This is a genomic window from Pseudomonas sp. S3_B11 (genome assembly GCF_054667715.1).
The window spans coordinates 4,898,120-4,919,424 of record NZ_CP162749.1; the positions used below are offsets into that span (position 1 = coordinate 4,898,120).

Sequence of the window (21,305 nt, forward strand, 5' to 3'; positions counted from 1 at the left end):
CCGTAATCGCGAGCAAGCTTTGCTCCCACAGGCCCCCTCCCACAAGGGAGTTGGCGTCGAACTGTCAAAACGGCTTGTCGAAGGTGATCTTCGGCTCTTTCCACGGCCCCTTGACGTCGTATCTTACGCTGGCAAAGCGCGCCACGCGGTCACCGATCAGTTTGTCGATCAGAAACAGCGCCCCACCCACCGCCGGTGCGCCAACGATCAACGCGGCGATCGGCAGGTTATTGGTCACCGGCAGCGTCACCAGCAGCTTGGCGTCGACCCGATCGGCCACCATGTCCAGCGTACCGTTGAGCTCCAGGTTGCTCGACGGCCCGGTCAGGGTAATGGGTTCGCGGGTCACGTACACACCGTCGCTCGCCACCAACAGTCCCTTGACCCGGTCGTAGCTCAGGCCCTTGCCGAACAGGTCGGAGAAGTCCAGGCGCAAGCGTCGACCGATGGAGTTGAAGTTCAGCAGGCCAAAAACCCGCAACGCCTGGGCGCTGCCTTCCACTTCGACAAACTGGCCTTTGCTCAGCGACGCGTCGAGGCTGCCGGAAAAACGCTTGGTGGCGACCCACGCCGGCGAGCCGGGCCAGCGGCCGTCGACATCCAGGCGAAATGTCTGGCTGGTCACGCTCGGGGCATAACCCCAGCCCTTGAGCACGTCGCCCAGGTTCTTGCCGCCGATACGGCCCTTGTACCAACTGCTGGTGGAACCGGGCGTGCCTTCCCAACCACCACTGCCGTTCAACACCATGCCCTTGAGGCCCATGTCCAGATCGTTCAACGCGATGCCCTTGGCGGTCGGTCGCACTTTCAGCGACCACGCACCGATGAGATCAGGGCCCTGGAACAGTTTGTCGATGGCAATATCCATGGCCGGGATTTTGCCGGGATCAACCGACGCCAACGGGTCCGGAGAGTTTTCATCCGCTTGGACCGTCGGGTCTGTGGCCGGCAGGCGCACATAATCGAGCTTGATACCAATCGGGGCGGCCTTTGCGTCCGGCAGGCTGACATTGCCCTTGGCCTGCTGGCTGTCCAGCCGCAAGGCCCAGGCGTCCGGCTTGCGGTCCAATTGCACAGACGCCTGGTCCAGGGTCGTGCCCATGGCAGTGAGCTTGCCGATGGTCAGATCGACGCTGTTGAGCAGTTGCTTGGCACTGCCGCCCGGATCCTGGCCCGCGTACTTGTTCACCAGATCCTGCCAGGGACTTACGTCCAGTTCCGACAGTTTGCCACGCAGTCGCAGCCCCTTGGCCCCGGGCAGAACGGCATCGCCGGTACCCAGCAATAATTCGCCACGACCGTCGGCGATTTTCCCGCTCGGCGCGGCGTAAGTGAAACTGGCCAGGTCGCCATAATTGACCCAGTAACGACGCTCCGGCCCTTGCAGGGTCATGCGAAACACCGTGTCGCGCCCGACATCGGCGGTCTTGCCAAAGGGTGCTGGCAGGTCCACCGCCACGCCCTTGAGGTTGGAACTGACCGACAATTGGCTGTCGGCGCCGTCGAGGATCACTTGCAACTGGTAGGGCACGACACCGGATACCGGCAACGGCTGGGTGACATTCAGCCAACTGGTGAGTTTCTTGATCTCCACCTGCCCGGACGCCGCGACCCGTGTGTTGAGCGCTCCGGCGCGGCCCTCGGCGAAAATCTGCGCGGTCACGGGCCGGTCGAATGCCCGGGCACTGATGCCCTTGCCGCTCAAGCCCTTGTTGCTGTCGAAGCGGAAATCGCCCTTGAGTTGGGTCAGTTCCAATACCGGCTCGCTGAGCTTGAGACGGGCCTTGTCGGTGGCGAAGTCCACCAGGATCTTCGGTTGCTCGCCTTTGACCAGGGGAATGTCGAGCTTCACACTGCCTTGCAGGTCGCCCTCGCCCTCCCAGCCGGCGAATGTCTCGGCGGTCCCGATCGGCGCGGTCTGGAGGATTTTCAGACCGTCGCCCAGTCCTCCAGCGAACCCGCCGTCCAGAAACAGATGAACACTCTGCCCGCTGGGTACATGGGGAATGTTCACCGAAACATCCTTGACCTGGGTATCGAGCAATTGTCCCTGGCTGGCGAAGATGCGCACGCCACTGTCTTCGACGAAGACATCGCCGCTGACCTTGCTGACCGAAGGCCAGCCCGGCTGGAACGCCAATTCGGCGTCATGCACCTTGAAAAACAGGCTGATGCTGCGCGCCGCATCCTCGGCACCGTGATTGAGCGAGCCTTGATACTGGAAAAAGCCTTCGTCCACCGCGCCCTTGACGATGGCCGTGCGCAGCCACTCATCCAGCGCCGGGCTGAGGACCGCTGGCAGGTACTTGGCGGTATAGCGTCCGTCACCGTCCACCAGGCCGACCCGCAGGTCCATGTAGTCTTCCTGGCTGTGGTCGAAATGCAGGCGGATCAGGAAGTCGCCGGCAATCCGGCCCTCCTCGCCCAGCACCTTCAAATACGGCGCGATCAGGGTGAAGCCTTGCTTGTCGAGCTTCCAGGTCAACCGGGCGTTGGCCTGCAGGTACTGCCAGGGCTTGGCGAAAATCGGGTCCAGGTGCAAGGAAAAATCCTTGCTGTCCATGCGCAGCTCGCCGCCACCGAGGTCGCCGCTCAGGCTCCCCGATACGTTGCGCGCAGCCGGGGCGCCGCGATAGGCATCAAAGCCCACGGTGTCCAGGTTGGTGGCGAAGCTGATTTTCTGGTCACCAGTGTTCTGCGGCCGGTAGTCCAGCAGCACGTTGCGCAGGCCACCGGTCACCTTGAGACGGTCGATGGTCGTCGCCAGGCCTTCGGGCAACGGTGCCAGGGCATTGAGCAAAGGCGTCAGGGGGGTCAAGTCGAGGCGGTCGGCCTGCAGGTGCCAGCGCTCCTCGGCCTTTTCGGTGGCAGCACTCTGTTGCAGTTGCAGGCGCGATTCCCAGCGGGTTTCGCCAAGGTTCATCGCCAGGGAATCGAAGGTCGCGGTAAATCCCTGGTCGCCACGCTGGAAATATCCATTGAGCGCCAGGTTATGGATCTGCACCGGCTTGCGCTCGGCGTAGGCACCCAGGATGTCAGGAGCGTTCAAGCGCATGGCCGCGCTTTGCACCGTACCGTCCCCCCAACTCAGCCAGAACTCGCCACCGGCCTTGATCCGGGGAAAACTCCATTGCTGGGTCAGGCGTTTGGGCAGCCATTTGGACCAGTCGCTTTGCGGCAGGCTCAGGTACGCATCGGCCTGGCCATTCTTCCAATCACTGGCGCGGATACGGGTGCGCAGGTTGATCGCCACGGGCTGACCGTCAGGCAGGGTCAAGCGCACGTCCAGCCGTTGGCGGGTGGCGCCGGTGCGCAGGCTCAAACCGACGTAGGTGAGGGTCAGCGGTGGTTGCTCGACAGGTTGCAAAGTCACCTGGCTGTCGAGCAGCGAGAACTTGGAAACCACCTGCATGCGTTCGAGCAATTGCTGCGGATCGAGGGGCTGGTCGTCCTTCACCGGCAGGCCTTCCAGGGCCCATTTGCCGTCGGCGCCTTCCTTGAGGCTGATCTTCAGGCCGCTGACTTCCAGGTGGGCAATGCGCACCTGACGTGCCAGCAGGCTGTCCCACAGGTCAGGCACGGCTCGCACCTGGTCCAGGTGCAAGGCGTTGGGGCCTTCGCCGACCACCACGTCGCGCGCTGCCAGGATTGGCGCCAGGGCGCTCCAGCTACCGTCGAGACTTCCAATGTGCACAGGCATGCCCAAGGCAGCGCTGGCCCGGGTCTCGACCTCGGCGCGGTATTCGGCCACCAGCGGGACCAGCTCACGACCGAGGCTGACGTACAACGCCAGCAACACCAGCAGCAGCGCACACAGCCCCAGCCCCCAGCGAGTCAGCGCCGCCAAAATACGTGTCAGACGCTCCATGTCAGTGGGCTCCCCTGGCAAAGACAATCAAATCCGCGGGCCCGCCGCTTCCGAAGCTCTTCAGAGCAACACCACGTCGTATTGTTCCTGGGAATACATGGTTTCCACCTGGAAGCGAATCGTGCGTCCGATAAACGCTTCCAGCTCCGCGACATTGCCTGACTCCTCGTCGAGCAGGCGATCCACCACTTTCTGGTTCGCCAACACTCTATAGCCAGTCGCCTGGTAGGCGCGCGCCTCCCGGAGGATTTCCCGGAAGATTTCGTAACACACGGTTTCCGGGGTCTTGAGCTTGCCACGGCCCTGGCAACTGCTGCACGGCTCGCACAGTACCTGTTCGAGGCTTTCGCGGGTGCGCTTGCGGGTCATCTGCACCAGGCCCAGCTCGGTGATACCGATGATGTTGGTCTTGGCATGGTCGCGTTCGAGTTGTTTTTCCAGGGTCCGCAGCACCTGGCGCTGGTGCTCTTCATCTTCCATGTCGATGAAGTCGATGATGATGATCCCACCCAGGTTGCGCAGGCGCAGTTGCCGGGCGATGGCGGTGGCGGCTTCCAGGTTGGTCTTGAAGATGGTTTCTTCCAGGTTGCGATGGCCGACGAACGCCCCGGTGTTGACATCGATGGTGCTCATGGCCTCGGCCGGGTCCACCACCAGGTAGCCGCCGGACTTGAGCGGCACCTTGCGCTCCAGGGCTTTCTGGATTTCATCTTCGACGCCGTACAGGTCGAAAATTGGCCGTTCGCCAGGGTAATGCTCGAGGCGGTCGGCGATTTCCGGCATCAGTTCGGCGACGAACTGCGTGGTTTTCTGGAAGGTTTCCCGGGAGTCGATGCGGATTTTTTCGATCTTGGGGCTGACCAGGTCGCGCAAGGTCCGCAGCGCCAGGCCCAGGTCTTCGTAGATCACGCTGGGGGTGGCGATGGTCTTGATCTGCGCTGCGATCTGGTCCCAAAGCCTGCGCAGGTAGCGGATGTCCATGAGGATCTCATCGGCCCCGGCCCCTTCGGCGGCGGTGCGCAGGATGAACCCACCGGCTTCCTTGATACCTTCTTTTTCCACGCAGTCGCTGACCACCTGCTTGAGGCGCTCGCGCTCGGCTTCGTCTTCGATCTTCAGGGAAATGCCGACATGGGCGGTGCGCGGCATGTACACCAGGTAGCGCGACGGAATCGACAGTTGCGTGGTCAGGCGCGCCCCCTTGGAGCCGATGGGGTCCTTGGTGACCTGCACCACCAGGCTCTGGCCTTCATGCACCAGCGCGCTGATGCTCTCCACGGCCGGCCCTTCGCGCATGGAAATTTCCGACGCGTGGATGAATGCCGCGCGGTCCAGGCCGATGTCGACGAAGGCCGCCTGCATGCCCGGCAGCACCCGTACCACCTTGCCTTTGTAGATATTGCCGACGATGCCACGCTTTTGCGTGCGCTCGACGTGGACCTCTTGCAGAACACCGTTTTCAACCACCGCCACGCGCGATTCCATCGGCGTGATGTTGATCAGGATCTCTTCACTCATGGCAGGGTCTCGTTCAGGCATGTTCACGATTATGGCCGCATCAAGTCAGACGGCGCTCAGCGCGCGTTCAAAGTTTGCCAACAGGGTATGCCGAAATGGCCCAGTAGTTCTGCGGTTTCGCACAGCGGCAGGCCAACGACGGCTGAATAACTGCCTTCAAGCCCGGCGACGAACACCGCGCCCAGCCCTTGAATACCATAGCCACCGGCCTTGTCCCGGGGTTCACCGCTGGCCCAGTAGGCCGCCGCTTCCTGTTCCGTGATCGAACGAAAACGCACCAGGCTGCGCACAACGCGGGATTGGCAACGCTGCCCATCCAGTAGGGCAATGGCGGTCAATACTTCATGTTCGCGATCGGACAGGCTCAAGAGCATCGTCATGGAGTTGGCCTGGTCCACGGGTTTGCCGAGAATTCGTCCGTCCAGTACCACAGCCGTATCGGCGCCCAGCACGCAGCCATCCACGCCGGCGTCCAGGGCTCGCCGACCCGCCTCGGCCTTGCCGCGCGCCAGGCGCTCGACATAGGTCGAAGGGGTTTCGTGGTACAGGGGAGTTTCGTCGATGTCCGCGCCGATGGCGGTAAAGGGCACGCCGATCTGCGTGAGCAGTTCACGCCGACGCGGCGAGCCTGAGGCGAGGTAAAGCGGTTTCATCAAGACATCTCCCTATCAAGGCCAATGCCTGACCGAATCAGTTGATTTTGAAACGCAGGCGCAGGCCACGCAAACCGAAGCTGACCCAGGGCCAGAGCAAGGCGCTGACCAGGGCTGGCAACACCAATGCCAGGGTCGGCTGGCGGTTGCCGGTCAGCGCGCTGAGCCACAATTGCACCAGTTGCGCCAGGCCGAAGATCACCAGGATCACCAGGCACTGCTGCCACATGGGGAACATCCGCAGGCGTTGTTGCAACGACAGCACCAGGAAGGTGATCAGCGTCAGGATCAGCGCGTTCTGTCCCAGCAACGTGCCGTAAAGCACGTCCTCGGCCAGGCCCAGGCACCAGGCGGTGACCATGCCGACCTTGTGCGGCAAGGCCAGCGCCCAGAAGGCCAGCAACAGGGCCAGCCACAGTGGGCGCAGGATTTCCATGAACTGCGGCAGCGGCGAAACGCTGAGCAACAGGCCGATGGCGAAGGTCAGCCAGACCATCCAGCCGTTACCGGATTGGGTACTGCTCATTCTTCTCGTGCTCCCCTGGGGGCTGGCGCGGTGGCCGGCGTGGAGGCTGGCGGTTTGGCGGCGGGCCGGGCTGGCTGAGCAGGCTGCGCGGCGGGCGCGTGGGTGGCCGAGCGGGTCGGTTTCACAGCGGGCGCGACAGGTGCGGTGGCCGCCGGCGTGGTGGCCGGAGCCGCCGTCGCAGGTGCAGGCACTGCTGGTTTTGGCACCGTGGCAGGGACCGGCGCAGGCGCTGCTGTCGCTGGGGCGGCCGATTCGCCGCCCTGGCGGTCCTGGGCTTCCTGGGCCACGGCGGCGTCGTTGGCACGCTCTTCAGGCGTACGGTTGTCGCTGAATACCAGCAGCAGGTAGCGGCTGCGATTCAATGCAGCCGTCGGCACCGCGCGAACGATGGCAAACGGCTGGCCGGAGTCATGGATGACTTCCTTGACCGTTGCCACCGGATAACCGGCGGGGAAGCGCTGGCCAAGACCGGAGCTGACCAGCAGGTCGCCTTCCTTGATATCGGCGGTATCGGCCACATGCCGCAGTTCCAGGCGTTCCGGGTTGCCGGTGCCGCTGGCAATCGCGCGCAAGCCGTTGCGATTGACCTGCACGGGAATGCTGTGGGTGGTATCGGTCAGCAGCAGCACGCGGGAGGTGTAGGGCATCAACTCCACCACCTGGCCCATCAGGCCCCGGGCGTCGAGCACCGGCTGGCCGAGGACCACGCCATCGCGCTCCCCCTTGTTGATGATGATGCGGTGGGTGAAGGGGTTGGGGTCCATGCCGATCAACTCGGCCACTTCGACTTTCTCGTTGACCAGCGCCGAAGAGTTGAGCAACTCGCGCAGCCGCACGTTCTGCTCGGTGAGGGCCGCCAGCTTCTGCATGCGCCCCTGCAACAGCAGGTTTTCGGTCTTGAGTTTTTCGTTTTCGGCGACCAGCTCGGTGCGGCTGCCAAACTGGCTGGCCACACCTTGCCACAAGCGCTGCGGCAGGTCGGTGATCCAGTAGGACTCCATCAACACCAGCGACATCTGGCTGCGTACAGGCTTGAGCAGCGTGAAGCGGGCATCGACCACCATCAGCGCGACCGAGAGCACGGTCAGCACCAGCAGGCGCACACCCAATGAGGGGCCTTTGGCGAAAAGCGGTTTAATAGGCCGCTCCTCCCAGGCAAATGTTTTCTTTATTCATACGGCATCAAACCGGCCTGGATACGAATGACAGAAGATAAACGCCAACGGGCAGCACTGCAAAGTGCTGCCCGGGAGCGAACAACATAGACGATCCAGCCAACTTATTCGCTGGAGAGCAGGTCCATGGTGTGCTTGTCCATCATTTCCAATGCACGGCCACCGCCGCGGGCAACGCAGGTCAACGGGTCTTCGGCAACGATCACCGGCAGCCCGGTTTCCTGGGCCAGCAGCTTGTCGAGGTCACGCAGCAGCGCGCCACCACCGGTCAGCACCAGGCCGCGCTCGGCGATGTCCGACGCCAGCTCCGGCGGAGACTGCTCCAGGGCGCTCTTGACGGCCTGGACGATGGTCGCCAACGATTCTTGCAGCGCTTCGAGCACTTCGTTGGAGTTGAGGGTAAAGGCCCGTGGAACGCCTTCGGCCAGGTTGCGACCGCGCACGTCGACTTCACGCACTTCACCGCCCGGATAGGCCGTGCCGATTTCCTGCTTGATGCGCTCGGCGGTGGATTCGCCGATCAGGCTGCCGTAGTTGCGACGCACATAAGTGATGATCGCTTCGTCGAAACGGTCGCCGCCCACACGTACGGATTCGGCGTAGACCACACCGTTGAGGGAGATCAGCGCGATTTCAGTGGTACCACCACCGATGTCGACGACCATCGAGCCGCGGGCCTCTTCCACCGGCAGGCCGGCACCGATGGCAGCAGCCATTGGCTCTTCGATCAGGAACACTTCACGGGCACCGGCGCCGAGGGCCGATTCACGGATAGCGCGTCGCTCTACCTGGGTGGACTTGCATGGAACGCAGATCAGCACACGAGGGCTGGGCTGCAGGAAGCTGTTTTCGTGAACCTTGTTGATGAAGTACTGCAGCATCTTTTCGCAGACGCTGAAGTCGGCGATCACGCCGTCCTTCATTGGGCGAATGGCCGCGATGTTGCCCGGTGTACGGCCCAGCATGCGCTTGGCTTCCGTACCGACAGCCACGACACTTTTCTGGTTACCGTGGGTGCGGATGGCCACGACCGAGGGTTCATTCAGGACGATACCGCGCTCGCGCACGTAAATAAGGGTGTTGGCAGTGCCCAGGTCAATGGAAAGATCGCTGGAAAACATGCCACGCAGTTTCTTGAACATGGGAAAGGGACCCTAGGCAACGCGTGGGTAAAAAAGTGCGGCAAACTCTAACAACGACAGGGATTTTGGGCAAGGCGCCAATATGTTAAATTGGCCGCTTTTCTGTGCACCAAACCCCGAAATCGCGGCCGTAAGACCGTAGAAATGCGGTAGTGTTCCGACAATCTAACACACGGACAGACTACGTCCGTTTTGTTTTCCACTGGAGAATCCCATGGCGCTTGAACGCTCCGACGTGGAAAAAATCGCTCATCTGGCCTGTCTGGGCCTCAATGAAGCCGATCTTCCACACATCACTTCTGCCCTGAACAGCATTCTGGGGCTGGTCGACGAGATGCAGGCGGTCAATACCGACGGTATCGAACCACTGGCACACCCACTGGAAGCCAGCCAGCGCCTGCGCGCCGACGTCGTGACCGAGTCCAATCACCGCGAGGCCTACCAGTCCATCGCACCAGCGGTCGAAAACGGCCTGTACCTGGTTCCGAAAGTCATCGACTAAAGGGAAAGAGCCTCTCATGCATCACATGACCCTGGCCGAGATCGCCCGCGGACTCGCCGATAAAAAGTTTTCTTCCGAAGAGCTGACCCAGGTCCTGCTGGCGCGCATCGCCCAGCTCGATCCGCAGCTCAACAGCTTCATCAGCCTCACCCAGGAGCTGGCCCTGAGCCAGGCCAAGGCCGCCGACGCCCGGCGCGCCAACGGTGAAACCGGCGCCCTGCTCGGTGCGCCGATCGCCCACAAGGACTTGTTCTGCACCCAGGGCATCCGCACCAGCTGCGGCTCGAAGATGCTCGACAACTTCAAGGCGCCGTACGATGCCACCGTGGTCGCCAAGCTGGCCGCCGCCGGCACCGTGACCCTGGGCAAGACCAACATGGACGAATTCGCCATGGGCTCGGCCAACGAGTCGAGCTACTACGGCGCGGTGAAAAACCCGTGGAACCTGGAACACGTACCGGGCGGCTCGTCCGGTGGTTCCGCCGCCGCCGTGGCCGCACGCCTGTTGCCGGCCGCCACCGCCACCGACACCGGCGGCTCGATTCGCCAACCGGCGGCGTTCACCAACCTCACAGGCCTCAAGCCGACCTACGGCCGTGTCTCGCGCTGGGGCATGATCGCCTACGCCTCCAGCCTCGACCAGGGTGGCCCGCTGGCCCGCACCGCCGAAGACTGCGCAATCCTGCTGCAAGGCATGGCCGGCTTCGACCCGAACGACTCCACCAGCATCGATGAGCCAGTGCCGGACTACAGCGCCAGCCTCAACGGCTCGCTGCAGGGCCTGCGCATCGGTGTGCCGAAGGAGTACTTCAGCGCCGGCCTCGACCCACGCATCGCCGAACTGGTCCACAACAGCGTCAAGGAGCTGGAGAAGCTCGGTGCGGTCATCAAGGAAATCAGCCTGCCGAACATGCAGCACGCGATTCCGGCGTACTACGTGATCGCCCCGGCGGAAGCGTCCTCGAACCTGTCGCGTTTCGACGGCGTGCGCTTCGGCTATCGCTGCGAGAACCCGGAAAACCTGATCGACCTGTACAAGCGCTCCCGTGGCGAAGGCTTCGGTGCCGAAGTGCAGCGCCGGATCATGGTCGGCGCCTACGCGCTGTCCGCCGGCTACTACGACGCCTACTACCTCAAGGCGCAGAAAATCCGCCGCCTGGTGAAGAACGACTTCATGGCCGCCTTCAACGAGGTCGACATCATCCTCGGTCCAACCACGCCGAACCCGGCCTGGAAACTCGGTGCCAAGAACAGTGACCCGGTCGCCGAGTACCTGGAAGACGTCTACACCATCACCGCGAACCTCGCCGGCTTGCCGGGCCTGTCCATGCCGGCCGGTTTCGTCGATGGCCTGCCAGTGGGCGTGCAGTTGCTCGCGCCGTATTTCCAGGAAGGCCGCCTGTTGAACGTTGCCCACCAGTATCAGTTGAACACTGACTGGCACACCCGCACCCCAACCGGCTTCTGAGGAGAAACACATGCAATGGGAAGTCGTGATCGGGCTGGAGATTCATACCCAGCTCACCACCCGGTCGAAAATCTTTTCCGGTAGCTCCACCACGTTCGGCTCCGAGCCCAACACCCAGGCCAGCCTGGTCGACCTGGGCATGCCCGGCGTACTGCCGGTGCTCAACGCCGAAGCAGTGCGCATGGCGGTGATGTTCGGCCTGGCGATTGACGCCGAGATCGGCCAGCACAACGTGTTCGCCCGCAAGAACTACTTCTACCCGGACCTGCCCAAGGGTTACCAGATCAGCCAGATGGAATTGCCGATCGTTGGCAAGGGCCACCTGGACATCGCCCTGGAAGACGGCACGGTCAAACGCGTCGGCATCACCCGGGCGCACCTGGAAGAAGACGCCGGCAAGAGCCTGCACGAAGAATTCAACGGCGCCACCGGCATCGACCTGAACCGTGCCGGCACGCCGCTGCTGGAAATCGTTTCCGAGCCGGACATGCGCAGCGCCAAGGAAGCCGTGGCCTACGTCAAGGCGATCCACGCATTGGTGCGCTACCTGGGCATCTGCGACGGCAACATGGCCGAAGGCTCGCTGCGCTGCGACTGCAACGTGTCGATCCGGCCCAAGGGCCAGGTCGAATTCGGCACCCGCTGCGAGATCAAGAACGTCAACTCGTTCCGCTTCATCGAGAAGGCGATCAACAGCGAGATCCAGCGCCAGATCGAACTGATCGAGGACGGTGGCAAGGTCATCCAGCAGACCCGCCTGTACGACCCGAACAAGGACGAGACCCGTCCGATGCGCAGCAAGGAAGAAGCCAACGACTACCGTTACTTCCCCGACCCGGACCTGCTGCCGGTGGTTATCGAGAACTCGTTCCTCGACGAGGTGCGCGCCACCCTGCCGGAACTGCCGCCGCAAAAACGCGAGCGCTTCCAGGCGCAATTCGGGCTGTCGAGCTATGACGCCAACGTCCTGGCCACCAGTCGCGAACAGGCCGATTACTTCGAGAAAGTCGTGAGCATCGGCGGCGACGCCAAGCTGGCGGCCAACTGGGTGATGGTGGAACTGGGCAGCCTGTTGAACAAACAAGGCCTGGAAATCGACCAGTCGCCGGTCTCGGCCGAGCAACTGGGCGGCATGCTGGTGCGGATCAAGGACAACACCATTTCCGGCAAGATCGCCAAGATGGTGTTCGAAGCCATGGCCAATGGCGAGGGCAGCGCCGACGAGATCATCGAGAAGCGCGGCTTGAAGCAGGTCACCGATACCGGCGCCATTTCCGCCGTGCTCGATGAAATGCTCGCGGCCAACGCCGAGCAGGTCGAACAGTACCGTGCGGCAGACGAAGCCAAGCGCGGCAAGATGTTCGGCTTCTTCGTCGGCCAGGCCATGAAAGCCTCCAAGGGCAAGGCCAACCCGCAACAGGTCAACGAACTGCTCAAAAGCAAGCTCGAGGGCTGACTTATCGACGGTGATCGTTCCCACGCTCCGCGTGGGAACGCCTCACTGGACGCTCCGCGTCCGCTTTTTGTGACGCAGAGCGTCACGGGCTGCATTCCCACGCAGAGCGTGGGAACGATCATGGGGTCATCGAATGAAGCGTCTCCTCGGCGCCTGCGCCCTGCTGTCCCTGTTGGCCGGTTGCGCCAGCCAGAGCGGGACGGTCGATCCACACGGCTACGACCAGACCGGCGTCGCCTCTTATTACGGTGCCAGGCACCACGGCAAGCGCACCGCCAGCGGCGAGCGTTTCGACCAGCACAGCCTGACCGCCGCCCATCGCCAGTTGCCGTTCGGCACCCGGGTGAAAGTCACCAACCTGAGCAACAATGACAGCGTAGTGGTGCGCATCAACGACCGTGGCCCATACTCCCGAGGCCGCTTGATCGACGTGTCCCGCGAAGCCGCCGAGCAACTGGGCATGTTGCGCAGCGGCACCGCACGCGTGCGCGTGCAAGCCCTCGACGATTGATAGACGGAGCCCGGCCATTTCCCTACTCACCGCCCTACCGCTGCTCAGCCTGATCGAATTGTTCGGCGCCCTGCTGTTGCTGATCGGCGGCGCCGAACTGCTGGTGCGCGCCGCCGTGGGCCTGGCGGCACGCTTGCAGGTACGACCACTGATCATCGGCCTGAGCGTCGTCGCGTTCGGCAGCAGCGCCCCACAAATGGCCGTCAGCCTGCAGGCAACCCTGGCGCAAAACGCCGACATCGCCGTGGGCAGCGTGATCGGCAGCAGCATCTTCAACATCCTCGTCACCCTCGGGCTGTCGGCGCTGATCATTCCATTGCGCGTCTCGCGCCAATTGGTGCGCCTGGACATTCCGTTGATGATCGGTGCCAGCCTGCTGGTGTTCGTGCTGGCCTGGAATGAGGAACTGACCCGGCTGGACGGAGTATGGCTGCTGGTGGGCCTGGCGGTGTACCTGGGCCTGTTGTTGCGTCAGTCGCGGCACTCGGGACGGCCGCACACGGTGGGTATGGAGGTGACCCAGGGGTCGTGGCCCAGGAGCCTGGCGATGATCGTGCTGGGCTTGGCAATGCTGATTTTCGCCGGGCACCTGTTGCTGGGCGCGGCGGTGGAAGTGGCGACGGACCTGGGGCTTTCGGAGCGCATCATCGGCCTGACCATCGTCGCCGTCAGCACCTCGCTGCCGGAGCTCGCCACCTCGTTGATCGCCGCCCTGCGCGGCCAACGGGACATTGCGGTGGGTAACGTCATCGGCAGCAACCTGTTCAACCTGCTCGGGGTATTGGGGATAACCGCCCTCGCCGCCCCCACGCCACTGTCGGTCTCACCGAATGCCCTGGATTTCGACCTGCCGGTGATGCTCGGCGTGGCGGTGCTGTGCCTGCCGGTGTTCTATTCCGGTTATCGTGTCACCCGCGCCGAGGGCCTGCTGTTGCTGGGGTTGTACCTGGCCTATGGGCTGCACGTGATGTCCTTCACCACCGGCATGCCCCTGGCCGGCCAACTGGAACGGCTGATGCTGTTTTATGTGCTGCCAGCCCTGCTCGCGTTTTTACTGTTCACCTCCCTGCGCGCCTGGCGCCGCCAACACCACAAGAGGGATTTGTCATGACCGACATTCCAAAGACCGGCCTGGACATGCGTCGCCAGGTCATGGGCGACACATTCGTCGACCGCGCCCTGGGCAACGCCACCGAGTTCACCCAGCCATTGCAGGACTTCGTCAACGAACATGCCTGGGGCAGCGTCTGGAGCCGCGAAGGCCTGCCGCTGAAGACCCGCAGCCTGATCACCCTGGCGGCCCTCACCGCCCTCAAGTGCCCGCAGGAACTCAAAGGCCATGTGCGCGGCGCGCTGAATAATGGCTGCACGGTGGAAGAGATTCGAGAGGCATTGCTGCATTGCGCGGTATACGCGGGCGTGCCGGCGGCGATCGACGCGTTTCGGGCGGCGCAGGAAGTGATCGATAGCTATCAGAAACCTGAGTGACCATTGGATCGCTATCGCGAGCAAGCTCGCTCCCACAGATGATTGCGATACACCTGTGGGAGCGAGCCTGCTCGCGATTTGGACCTCAAGAACAGCGCAAACCCAAGGCTAGATCCACCCACCCCACTGCAACACAAAGATCCCCAGGTTGGTGGTAATCGCCGCCATCAGCGTGGTGATGACGATGATCGCCGCCGCCAGTTCATGGTTGCCATCGGCCGCCCGGGCCATGACGTAACTGGCGGCGGCGGTGGGGCTGCCGAAGTACAGGAACAGGATCCCCAACTCCGCCCCGCGAAAGCCCCAGAGCCACGCACCGAGAGTGGCCAGCAGCGGCAGCCCGACCATCTTCACCAGGCTCGAACTCAGGGCCATCTTGCCGCTCTTGCGCAAGGCCGCCAGCGACAGCGTGCCGCCAATGCAGATCAACGCCAGGGGCAAGGTCATTTGCGACAGGTATTTGGCCGAGGTCTCGAACCAGTTTGGCAGGCCGATGTGCCAATAGGCGAACGGCGCGGCGACGATCACGCTGATGATCAGCGGGTTGCTGATCACACTCTTGCAGATGCTCCACGGGTCAGACTTGATCACCGGGCTGTAGACCGCCAGCACGATGGTCGACAAGGTGTTGTAGAACAGGATCACCAGCGCCGCGAGAATCGCCCCCAGGGAAATCCCGTAGTCGCCATACATGCTCGCCGCCAGCGCCAGGCCAATGACCCCGTTGTTGCCGCGAAACGCACCCTGGGTATAGATACCGCGATCCTCGCGCGGGCAGCGCCAGATCGCCCAGCCCCAGGCCATGGCGAAACTTGCCAGGGTGGCGACGGAGAAATAGATCAGCAGGTCGGGCTGCAACGCCGCATGCAGGTCGGCATGGAGGATGCCGAGAAACAACAGCGCCGGCATGGTGACGTTGAACACCAGGGACGAGGCGATGTGGATGAAGTTATCGTTGATCCAGTTGATGCGCTTGAGCAACACCCCCAAAAACAGCATGGCAAACACCGGCGCGGTGATGTTCAGGGTTTCGAGGAAAATTGCCAGCATGCCGGGGGACCTTGAGAGGGTGTCGTTAGGTGGCTAATGATAAGCCACTTTCCCACTGATCGTTCCCACGCTCTGCGTGGGAATGCAGCCAGGGACGCTCCGCGTCCCAAGATCCGAACGCGGAGCGTCCGCAGAGGCATTCCCACGCGGAACGTGGGAACGATCAATCTCCGGCGATCACGAAATCATCAGGTGATCGGTGCAGGGTTGAACAACGTGATGTCGTTGTACAACTTGTGCCGCTCGGCCCAGGTCTGTTTCTTGCCGCTGGCCACGTCCAGGTAGTAGTGGAACAGCTCCCAACCCAACTCTTCGATGGTCGCGCGTCCGGTGGCGATCCGGCCGGCGTCGATGTCGATCAGGTCCGGCCAGCGTTGGGCCAGTTCGGTGCGGGTCGAGACCTTCACCACCGGAGCCATCGCCAAGCCGTACGGCGTGCCACGACCGGTGGTGAACACGTGCAGGTTCATCCCCGCCGCCAGTTGCAACGTACCGCAGACAAAGTCACTGGCCGGCGTGGCGCAGAAGATCAGGCCCTTTTGCTTGAAGCGCTCGCCCGGACCCAGCACGCCATTGATCGCGCTGCTGCCGGATTTGACGATCGAGCCCAGGGATTTTTCGACGATGTTCGACAGCCCGCCCTTCTTGTTGCCCGGCGTGGTGTTGGCACTGCGATCGGCCTCGCCCTTGGCCAGGTAGCGGTCGTACCAGTCCATTTCACGCACCAGTTCCTGGGCGACCTCCTGGGTTTGTGCCCGAGAGGTCAGCAAGTAGATCGCATCGCGCACTTCGGTGACCTCGGAGAACATCACCGTCGCCCCGGCCCGTAGCAGCAGGTCCGAGGCGTAGCCCAGCGCCGGGTTGGCGGTGATGCCTGAAAACGCATCGCTGCCACCACATTGCATGCCCAGGATCAGCTCCGAAGCCGGTACGGTTTCGCGGCGGCGCTGGTCGAGTTTCTTCAGGCGGGTCTCGGCCAGTTCCATGATCTGCTCGATCATTTCGGTGAAACCGTGACTGGAATCCTGCAAGCGATACAACCAAGGCTCGCTGAGGTCCACCGAGCTGTCGCCCTCATGCATCACCTGCCCGGCCTGCAATTTCTCGCAACCCAGGCTGATCACCAGCGCCTCGCCCCCCAGGTTCGGGTTACGTGCCAGGTTGCGCACGGTACGGATCGGGATGTAGGCATCGGTGGCAGTGATCGCCACGCCGCAGCCGTAGCTGTGGGTCAGCGCCACCACGTCATCGACGTTCGGGTACTTGGGCAGCAACTCGTCCTTGATGCGCTTGACTGCATGGTCCAGCACCCCGGTCACGCACTGCACCGTGGTGGTGATGCCCAGGATATTGCGCGTGCCGACGGTACCGTCGGCGTTGCGATAACCCTCGAAGGTGTAGCCCTCCAGCGGCGCATCGGCCACCGGCACATCAGTGGACAGCGGCAGGCTGTCCAGCGGCGGCGCGGTCGGCATGCGCAACTGGTCTTCCTTGACCCAGCTGCCACGAGGGATCGGTTGCAGCGCATAGCCGATGACCTGGCCATAGCGAATCACCTCGCCTCCCTCGGGAATGTCCACCAGGGTGACCTTGTGGCTCTGCGGCACAAAGTCCACAGTGACCAGGCCGTCCGGGAACTCGGTCCCGGCCGGTACACCCTGGTCATTGACGACGATCACTACGTTGTCCCGCTCATGCAAGCGGATGTAACGCGGCGAATCGGCATGTTCAATCAGTTGCATTGACGCCGCTCCTTCAGGATTTTGCTTCAGACAGGCTGGAGATGTCGGCATCCTTGGCCGTTGGTTCCTTGAGCACGACACGCTTGATCGGCCCCACAATGACCAGGTAGCTGAACACCGCCACCAGCGCGTTGCAACCGACAAACACCAGCGCCCATTTGAACGAACCGGTGGCGCTGATGATGTAGCCGATGACGATTGGCGTGGTGATCGATGCCAGGTTGCCGAAGGTGTTGAACAGGCCACCGCTCAAGCCGGCGATCTGTTTTGGCGACGTATCGGAGACCACGGCCCAGCCCAGTGCGCCGACGCCTTTACCGAAGAAGGCCAGGGCCATGAAGCCCACCACCATCCATTCGATGTCGACGTAGTTGCACGCCACGATGCTGCTGGACACCAGCAGGCCGGCGATGATCGGTGCCTTGCGGGCGAAGGTCAGCGAGTGGCCCTTGCGCAGCAGGTAATCGGAAATCACCCCGCCGAGGACGCCGCCGATGAAACCGCAGATCGCTGGCAAGGACGCGATGAAACCGGCCTTGAGGATGGTCATGCCGCGTTCCTGCACCAGGTATACCGGGAACCAGGTCAGGAAGAAGTAGGTGATGCCGTTGATGCAGTACTGGCCCAGGTAAACGCCGAGCATCATGCGGTTGGTCAGCAGTTGGCGGATGTAATCCCACTTCGGACCGTCGGTTTTCTTGTCCTTGCCCTTGTCCTGGTCCATATCGACCATCGCACCATTGGCGGCGATGTGATTGAACTCGGCCTCGTTGATCATCGGGTGCTGACGCGGGCTGTGGATCACTTTCAGCCAGATCAGCGAGAACACGATGCCGATCACGCCCATCACGATGAACACATGCTGCCAGCCGAAGCGATAGACGATCCAACCCATCAGCGGCGCGAACAGCACCGTGGCGAAGTATTGCGCCGAGTTGAAAATCGCCGAGGCGGTGCCGCGTTCTGCGGTGGGGAACCAGGCGGCGACGATACGTGCGTTGCCCGGGAAGGACGGCGCCTCGGCCAGACCGACCATAAAGCGCAGCATGAACAGTGCAACCACGGCCGTGGACATGCCGAATTCACCGACATAGCCTTGCAGCACGGTGAACAGCGACCAGGTGAAAATGCTCAAGGCATAGATTTTTTTCGAGCCGAAACGGTCGAGTAGCCAGCCGCCAGGAATCTGCCCGGCCACGTAGGCCCAACCGAAAGCGGAGAAGATATAACCGAGGGTGACGGCGTCGATGCCGAGGTCTTTTTGCAGGCTGGAGCCTGCGATGGCGATAGTAGCGCGGTCGGCATAGTTGATCGTCGTCACCAGGAACAGCATGAGCAGGATCAAATAGCGGACGTGAGTCGGCTTGGTCGCTTGCATGTAGAGGTACTCCCACTATTTATTTTTATGCGGGTCAGCAGATTGTACGACCGGGGCTGGAAATCCAGCCCCGGCCGGTGTTGCGTTTACGAACCGATGTAAGAGGTCTTCACCACGGTGTAGAACTCTTGCGCGTAGCGACCTTGCTCACGCGAACCATAGGACGAGCCTTTGCGTCCGCCGAACGGCACGTGGTAATCCACGCCAGCCGTCGGCAGGTTGACCATCACCATGCCCGCCTGGGAATGGCGCTTGAAGTGGTTGGCATACTTCAACGAGGTGGTGGCGATACCGGCGGACAGACCGAACTCGGTGTCGTTGGCCATCGCCAGCGCCGCATCGTAGTCGGCCACGCGCACGACGTTGGCCACCGGGCCGAAGATCTCTTCGCGGCTGATGCGCATCGAGGCTTCGCTGTCGGCGAACAGGGTCGGCGCCAGGAAGTAACCTTCCGTGTCGCACGTCACCAGGCCACCGCCACTGACCAACCGAGCACCTTCGCTCTGGCCGATGTCGATGTACTTCAAGTCCTGGCTGAGCTGGGCTTCGGAAACCACCGGACCGATATCGGTGCCGGCCTTCAATGCATGGCCAACCTTGATCGACTGCATGCGCTCGGCCATGGCCTCGACGAACTTGTCATGGATGCCGGCGGTGACGATCAGGCGACTCGAGGCCGTGCAGCGCTGGCCGGTGGAGTAGAACGCACTCTGCACCGCCAGTTCGACGGCCTGCTTGAGGTCGGCGTCGTCGAGGATGATCTGCGGGTTCTTGCCGCCCATTTCCAACTGCACCTTGGCCTGGCGCGACACGCAGTTGACGGCGATCTGCCGCCCCACGCCCACCGAACCGGTAAAGCTGATGCCGTCGACTTTCGGGCTGTTGACCAGGACTTCGCCGACCACACGGCCGCTGCCCATCACCAGGTTGAACGCACCGGCCGGGAAACCGGCGCGGGAAATGATCTCGGCCAGGGCCCAGGCGCAGCCCGGTACCAACTCGGCGGGTTTGATCACCACGCAGTTGCCGTAGGCCAGGGCCGGGGCAATTTTCCACGCGGGAATGGCGATCGGGAAGTTCCACGGGGTGATCAGGCCGACCACACCGAGGGCTTCACGGGTGACTTCAACGTTGACGCCTGGGCGCACCGACGGCACGTAATCACCCGACAGGCGCAGGCATTCACCGGCGAAGAACTTGAAAATGTTACCGGCTCGGGTCACTTCACCGATGGCTTCGGGCAGGGTCTTGCCCTCTTCCCGGGCCAGCAGTTGGCCAAGTTCTTCACGGCGGGCGAGGATTTCGCTGCCGACTTTGTCCAGCGCATCATGACGGGCCTGGATGCCCGAGGTCGACCAGGCCGGGAACGCGGCGCGCGCGGCTTCGATGGCGGCATTGACTTGCGCTGCGTCAGCCTTGGCGTATTCACCGATGACATCGGACAAGTCAGACGGGTTGATGTTGGTGCAATAGTCAGCACCGGCCACCCACTGACCGTTGATGTAGTTATCGAAACGCTTTGAATCTGCCACGGAGCTACTCCTTCTACAAAAGCTGTCTAGGAACGCAGAGCGTCCCTGGCTGCATTCCCACGCGATGCGTGGGAGCGATCAAGCCATACGCAAAAAGCCGCTGATTGCTCAGCGGCCTTATCGGGTCTGTTACTGCTTGCCTTGCTTGTCGATCAGCGCGGCCAGTGCTTCGTATTCTTCTGGCAACAGGTCGGTCAGCGGCGTGCGCACAGGACCTGCGTCATAGCCCACGATCTTCGCGCCGGCCTTGACGATGCTCACTGCGTAACCGGCCTTGCGGTTGCGGATGTCCAGGTATGGCAGGAAGAAGTCGTCGATGATCTTGCCGACGGTTTCGTGATCGTCGCGGGCAATGGCGTGGTAGAAATCCATCGCGGTTTTCGGAATGAAGTTGAACACCGCCGAGGAGTAGACCGGCACGCCCAGGGCCTTGTAGGCCGCGGCATAGACTTCAGCGGTCGGCAGCCCGCCCAGGTAGCTGAAGCGATCGCCGAGGCGGCGACGGATCGACACCATCAGTTCGATATCGCCCAGGCCATCCTTGTAGCCGATCAGGTTCGGGCAGCGCTCGGCCAGTTGTTCCAGCAAAGTGGCATTCAGGCGGCAGACGTTGCGGTTGTACACCACCACGCCGATCTTCACCGATTTGCACACGGCTTCAACGTGAGCGGCAACACCGTCCTGGCTGGCTTCGGTCAGGTAATGCGGCAACAGCAACAGACCCTTGGCACCCAGACGCTCGGCTTCTTGAGCGTATTCGATGGCCTGGCGAGTGGCACCGCCAACACCGGCAAGAATTGGCACGCTGGTGGCGCAGGTATCGACGGCGGTCTTGATGACCTGGGAATACTCGCTGGCGGCCAGGGAGAAGAATTCACCGGTGCCGCCCGCTGCGAACAATGCAGAGGCGCCATACGGGGCCAGCCACTCGAGGCGCTTGATGTAGCTGTCGCGATTGAAATCGCCTTGAGCAGTGAAATCGGTGACCGGGAACGACAGCAGGCCAGACGAGAGGATGGACTTCAGTTCTTGTGGATTCATTATTCGAACACCCTGGACGCAAAATGATGTGTTGTAGGAAACGGTTCAGCTTCACGTGAAGTTGTAGGTCATCGTACAACTTAAAATATGAACGTCAACTGCATTTCGTCTTTTGTCGGGTGTCGAGGTTGAGGCGCTTGTCGCAGGACCTTGTAAATCGGGCCTTTGAGCAGGATGGAAAAGACAGATAAAAGTTGCCGACCGAGCACTAGGACCGCTCATCGCCACTGTCAACTCTGTCAGTAGGCGTCGTCA

Annotated in this window: 17 protein-coding genes; 6 read left to right on the forward strand and 11 right to left on the reverse strand. The window is 62.4% G+C overall.

Going from position 1 to position 21,305, the window contains the following annotated elements; all coding sequences use genetic code 11:
• Nucleotides 1-64 precede the first annotated feature (64 nt).
• The 6 genes from AB4O22_RS22195 to mreB all read right to left on the reverse strand — a co-directional run bounded on the left by AB4O22_RS22195 (nt 65) and on the right by mreB (nt 8,882).
• Nucleotides 65-3,868 carry a YhdP family protein gene (locus AB4O22_RS22195; protein WP_460097177.1) on the reverse strand — a complete coding sequence of 1,268 codons (3,804 nt, stop codon included), beginning with the start codon at nt 3,866-3,868 and terminating at the stop codon, nt 65-67.
• A gap of 60 nt (nt 3,869-3,928) precedes the next feature.
• Complete coding sequence (gene rng / locus AB4O22_RS22200; RefSeq protein WP_018613976.1) at nt 3,929-5,386, reverse strand: ribonuclease G; 1,458 nt, start codon at nt 5,384-5,386, stop codon at nt 3,929-3,931.
• A gap of 56 nt (nt 5,387-5,442) precedes the next feature.
• Nucleotides 5,443-6,039, reverse strand: a complete 597-nt coding sequence (locus tag AB4O22_RS22205; protein ID WP_460097178.1) for a Maf family protein — start codon at nt 6,037-6,039, stop codon at nt 5,443-5,445.
• Between the two features lie 37 nt (nt 6,040-6,076).
• A complete protein-coding gene (gene mreD / locus AB4O22_RS22210) occupies nt 6,077-6,565 on the reverse strand; it encodes a rod shape-determining protein MreD (protein WP_003197820.1) in 489 nt (162 codons plus the stop codon).
• Complete coding sequence (mreC, locus tag AB4O22_RS22215) at nt 6,562-7,704, reverse strand: rod shape-determining protein MreC (RefSeq protein WP_460158256.1); 1,143 nt, start codon at nt 7,702-7,704, stop codon at nt 6,562-6,564. Before mreC ends, mreD begins: the two co-directional genes overlap by 4 nt.
• Before the next feature lie 140 nt (nt 7,705-7,844).
• Entirely contained in the window at nt 7,845-8,882 is a 1,038-nt protein-coding gene (gene mreB / locus AB4O22_RS22220; protein WP_002555108.1) for a rod shape-determining protein MreB, read from the reverse strand.
• Nucleotides 8,883-9,096: 214 nt separating this feature from the next.
• Here mreB and gatC point away from each other — a divergent pair, with 214 nt between their 5' ends.
• From gatC to AB4O22_RS22250, 6 genes are all read left to right on the forward strand, one after another.
• The gene (gatC, locus tag AB4O22_RS22225) at nt 9,097-9,384 is read left to right on the forward strand and encodes an Asp-tRNA(Asn)/Glu-tRNA(Gln) amidotransferase subunit GatC (RefSeq protein WP_003197816.1); all 288 of its coding nucleotides are present in this window, start codon (nt 9,097-9,099) and stop codon (nt 9,382-9,384) included.
• A gap of 16 nt (nt 9,385-9,400) precedes the next feature.
• Nucleotides 9,401-10,852, forward strand: coding sequence for an Asp-tRNA(Asn)/Glu-tRNA(Gln) amidotransferase subunit GatA (gene gatA / locus AB4O22_RS22230; protein WP_003197814.1), 1,452 nt, complete (start codon nt 9,401-9,403; stop codon nt 10,850-10,852).
• 10 nt (nt 10,853-10,862) lie between these two features.
• The gene (gene gatB / locus AB4O22_RS22235) at nt 10,863-12,308 is read left to right on the forward strand and encodes an Asp-tRNA(Asn)/Glu-tRNA(Gln) amidotransferase subunit GatB (RefSeq protein ID WP_003197813.1); all 1,446 of its coding nucleotides are present in this window, start codon (nt 10,863-10,865) and stop codon (nt 12,306-12,308) included.
• Between the two features lie 133 nt (nt 12,309-12,441).
• Nucleotides 12,442-12,819: a septal ring lytic transglycosylase RlpA family protein gene (locus AB4O22_RS22240; protein WP_214511243.1), complete on the forward strand. Its 378-nt coding sequence runs from the start codon at nt 12,442-12,444 to the stop codon at nt 12,817-12,819.
• Between the two features lie 49 nt (nt 12,820-12,868).
• A complete protein-coding gene (locus tag AB4O22_RS22245; protein WP_223471515.1) occupies nt 12,869-13,930 on the forward strand; it encodes a calcium/sodium antiporter in 1,062 nt (353 codons plus the stop codon).
• The gene (locus tag AB4O22_RS22250; protein WP_223471508.1) at nt 13,927-14,307 is read left to right on the forward strand and encodes a carboxymuconolactone decarboxylase family protein; all 381 of its coding nucleotides are present in this window, start codon (nt 13,927-13,929) and stop codon (nt 14,305-14,307) included. The genes AB4O22_RS22245 and AB4O22_RS22250 overlap by 4 nt, the downstream gene beginning before the upstream one ends.
• Before the next feature lie 108 nt (nt 14,308-14,415).
• Here AB4O22_RS22250 and AB4O22_RS22255 read toward each other — a convergent pair whose 3' ends face one another.
• From AB4O22_RS22255 to kdgD, 5 genes are all read right to left on the reverse strand, one after another.
• Nucleotides 14,416-15,357 carry an AEC family transporter gene (locus tag AB4O22_RS22255; RefSeq protein ID WP_003197808.1) on the reverse strand — a complete coding sequence of 314 codons (942 nt, stop codon included), beginning with the start codon at nt 15,355-15,357 and terminating at the stop codon, nt 14,416-14,418.
• A gap of 188 nt (nt 15,358-15,545) precedes the next feature.
• Entirely contained in the window at nt 15,546-17,099 is a 1,554-nt protein-coding gene (gene garD, locus AB4O22_RS22260; protein WP_003197806.1) for a galactarate dehydratase, read from the reverse strand.
• Between the two features lie 13 nt (nt 17,100-17,112).
• Nucleotides 17,113-18,477, reverse strand: coding sequence for an MFS transporter (locus AB4O22_RS22265; protein WP_003197804.1), 1,365 nt, complete (start codon nt 18,475-18,477; stop codon nt 17,113-17,115).
• Nucleotides 18,478-18,563: 86 nt separating this feature from the next.
• Complete coding sequence (locus AB4O22_RS22270; protein ID WP_223471510.1) at nt 18,564-20,009, reverse strand: aldehyde dehydrogenase family protein; 1,446 nt, start codon at nt 20,007-20,009, stop codon at nt 18,564-18,566.
• A 129-nt stretch (nt 20,010-20,138) separates the two neighbouring features.
• A complete protein-coding gene (kdgD, locus tag AB4O22_RS22275; protein WP_003177964.1) occupies nt 20,139-21,050 on the reverse strand; it encodes a 5-dehydro-4-deoxyglucarate dehydratase in 912 nt (303 codons plus the stop codon).
• Between the last annotated feature and the right edge of the window lie 255 nt (nt 21,051-21,305).

What these genes read in the sequence shown, in the direction of transcription:
- AB4O22_RS22195 (WP_460097177.1), bottom strand. Translation starts at nt 3,868, where the DNA reads ATGGAGCGTCTGACACGTATTTTGGCGGCGCTGACTCGCTGGGGGCTG.
- rng (WP_018613976.1), bottom strand. Translation starts at nt 5,386, where the DNA reads ATGAGTGAAGAGATCCTGATCAACATCACGCCGATGGAATCGCGCGTG.
- AB4O22_RS22205 (WP_460097178.1), bottom strand. Translation starts at nt 6,039, where the DNA reads ATGAAACCGCTTTACCTCGCCTCAGGCTCGCCGCGTCGGCGTGAACTG.
- mreD (WP_003197820.1), bottom strand. Translation starts at nt 6,565, where the DNA reads ATGAGCAGTACCCAATCCGGTAACGGCTGGATGGTCTGGCTGACCTTC.
- mreB (WP_002555108.1), bottom strand. Translation starts at nt 8,882, where the DNA reads ATGTTCAAGAAACTGCGTGGCATGTTTTCCAGCGATCTTTCCATTGAC.
- gatC (WP_003197816.1), top strand. Translation starts at nt 9,097, where the DNA reads ATGGCGCTTGAACGCTCCGACGTGGAAAAAATCGCTCATCTGGCCTGT.
- gatA (WP_003197814.1), top strand. Translation starts at nt 9,401, where the DNA reads ATGCATCACATGACCCTGGCCGAGATCGCCCGCGGACTCGCCGATAAA.
- gatB (WP_003197813.1), top strand. Translation starts at nt 10,863, where the DNA reads ATGCAATGGGAAGTCGTGATCGGGCTGGAGATTCATACCCAGCTCACC.
- AB4O22_RS22240 (WP_214511243.1), top strand. Translation starts at nt 12,442, where the DNA reads ATGAAGCGTCTCCTCGGCGCCTGCGCCCTGCTGTCCCTGTTGGCCGGT.
- AB4O22_RS22250 (WP_223471508.1), top strand. Translation starts at nt 13,927, where the DNA reads ATGACCGACATTCCAAAGACCGGCCTGGACATGCGTCGCCAGGTCATG.
- AB4O22_RS22255 (WP_003197808.1), bottom strand. Translation starts at nt 15,357, where the DNA reads ATGCTGGCAATTTTCCTCGAAACCCTGAACATCACCGCGCCGGTGTTT.
- garD (WP_003197806.1), bottom strand. Translation starts at nt 17,099, where the DNA reads ATGCAACTGATTGAACATGCCGATTCGCCGCGTTACATCCGCTTGCAT.
- AB4O22_RS22265 (WP_003197804.1), bottom strand. Translation starts at nt 18,477, where the DNA reads ATGCAAGCGACCAAGCCGACTCACGTCCGCTATTTGATCCTGCTCATG.
- kdgD (WP_003177964.1), bottom strand. Translation starts at nt 21,050, where the DNA reads ATGAATCCACAAGAACTGAAGTCCATCCTCTCGTCTGGCCTGCTGTCG.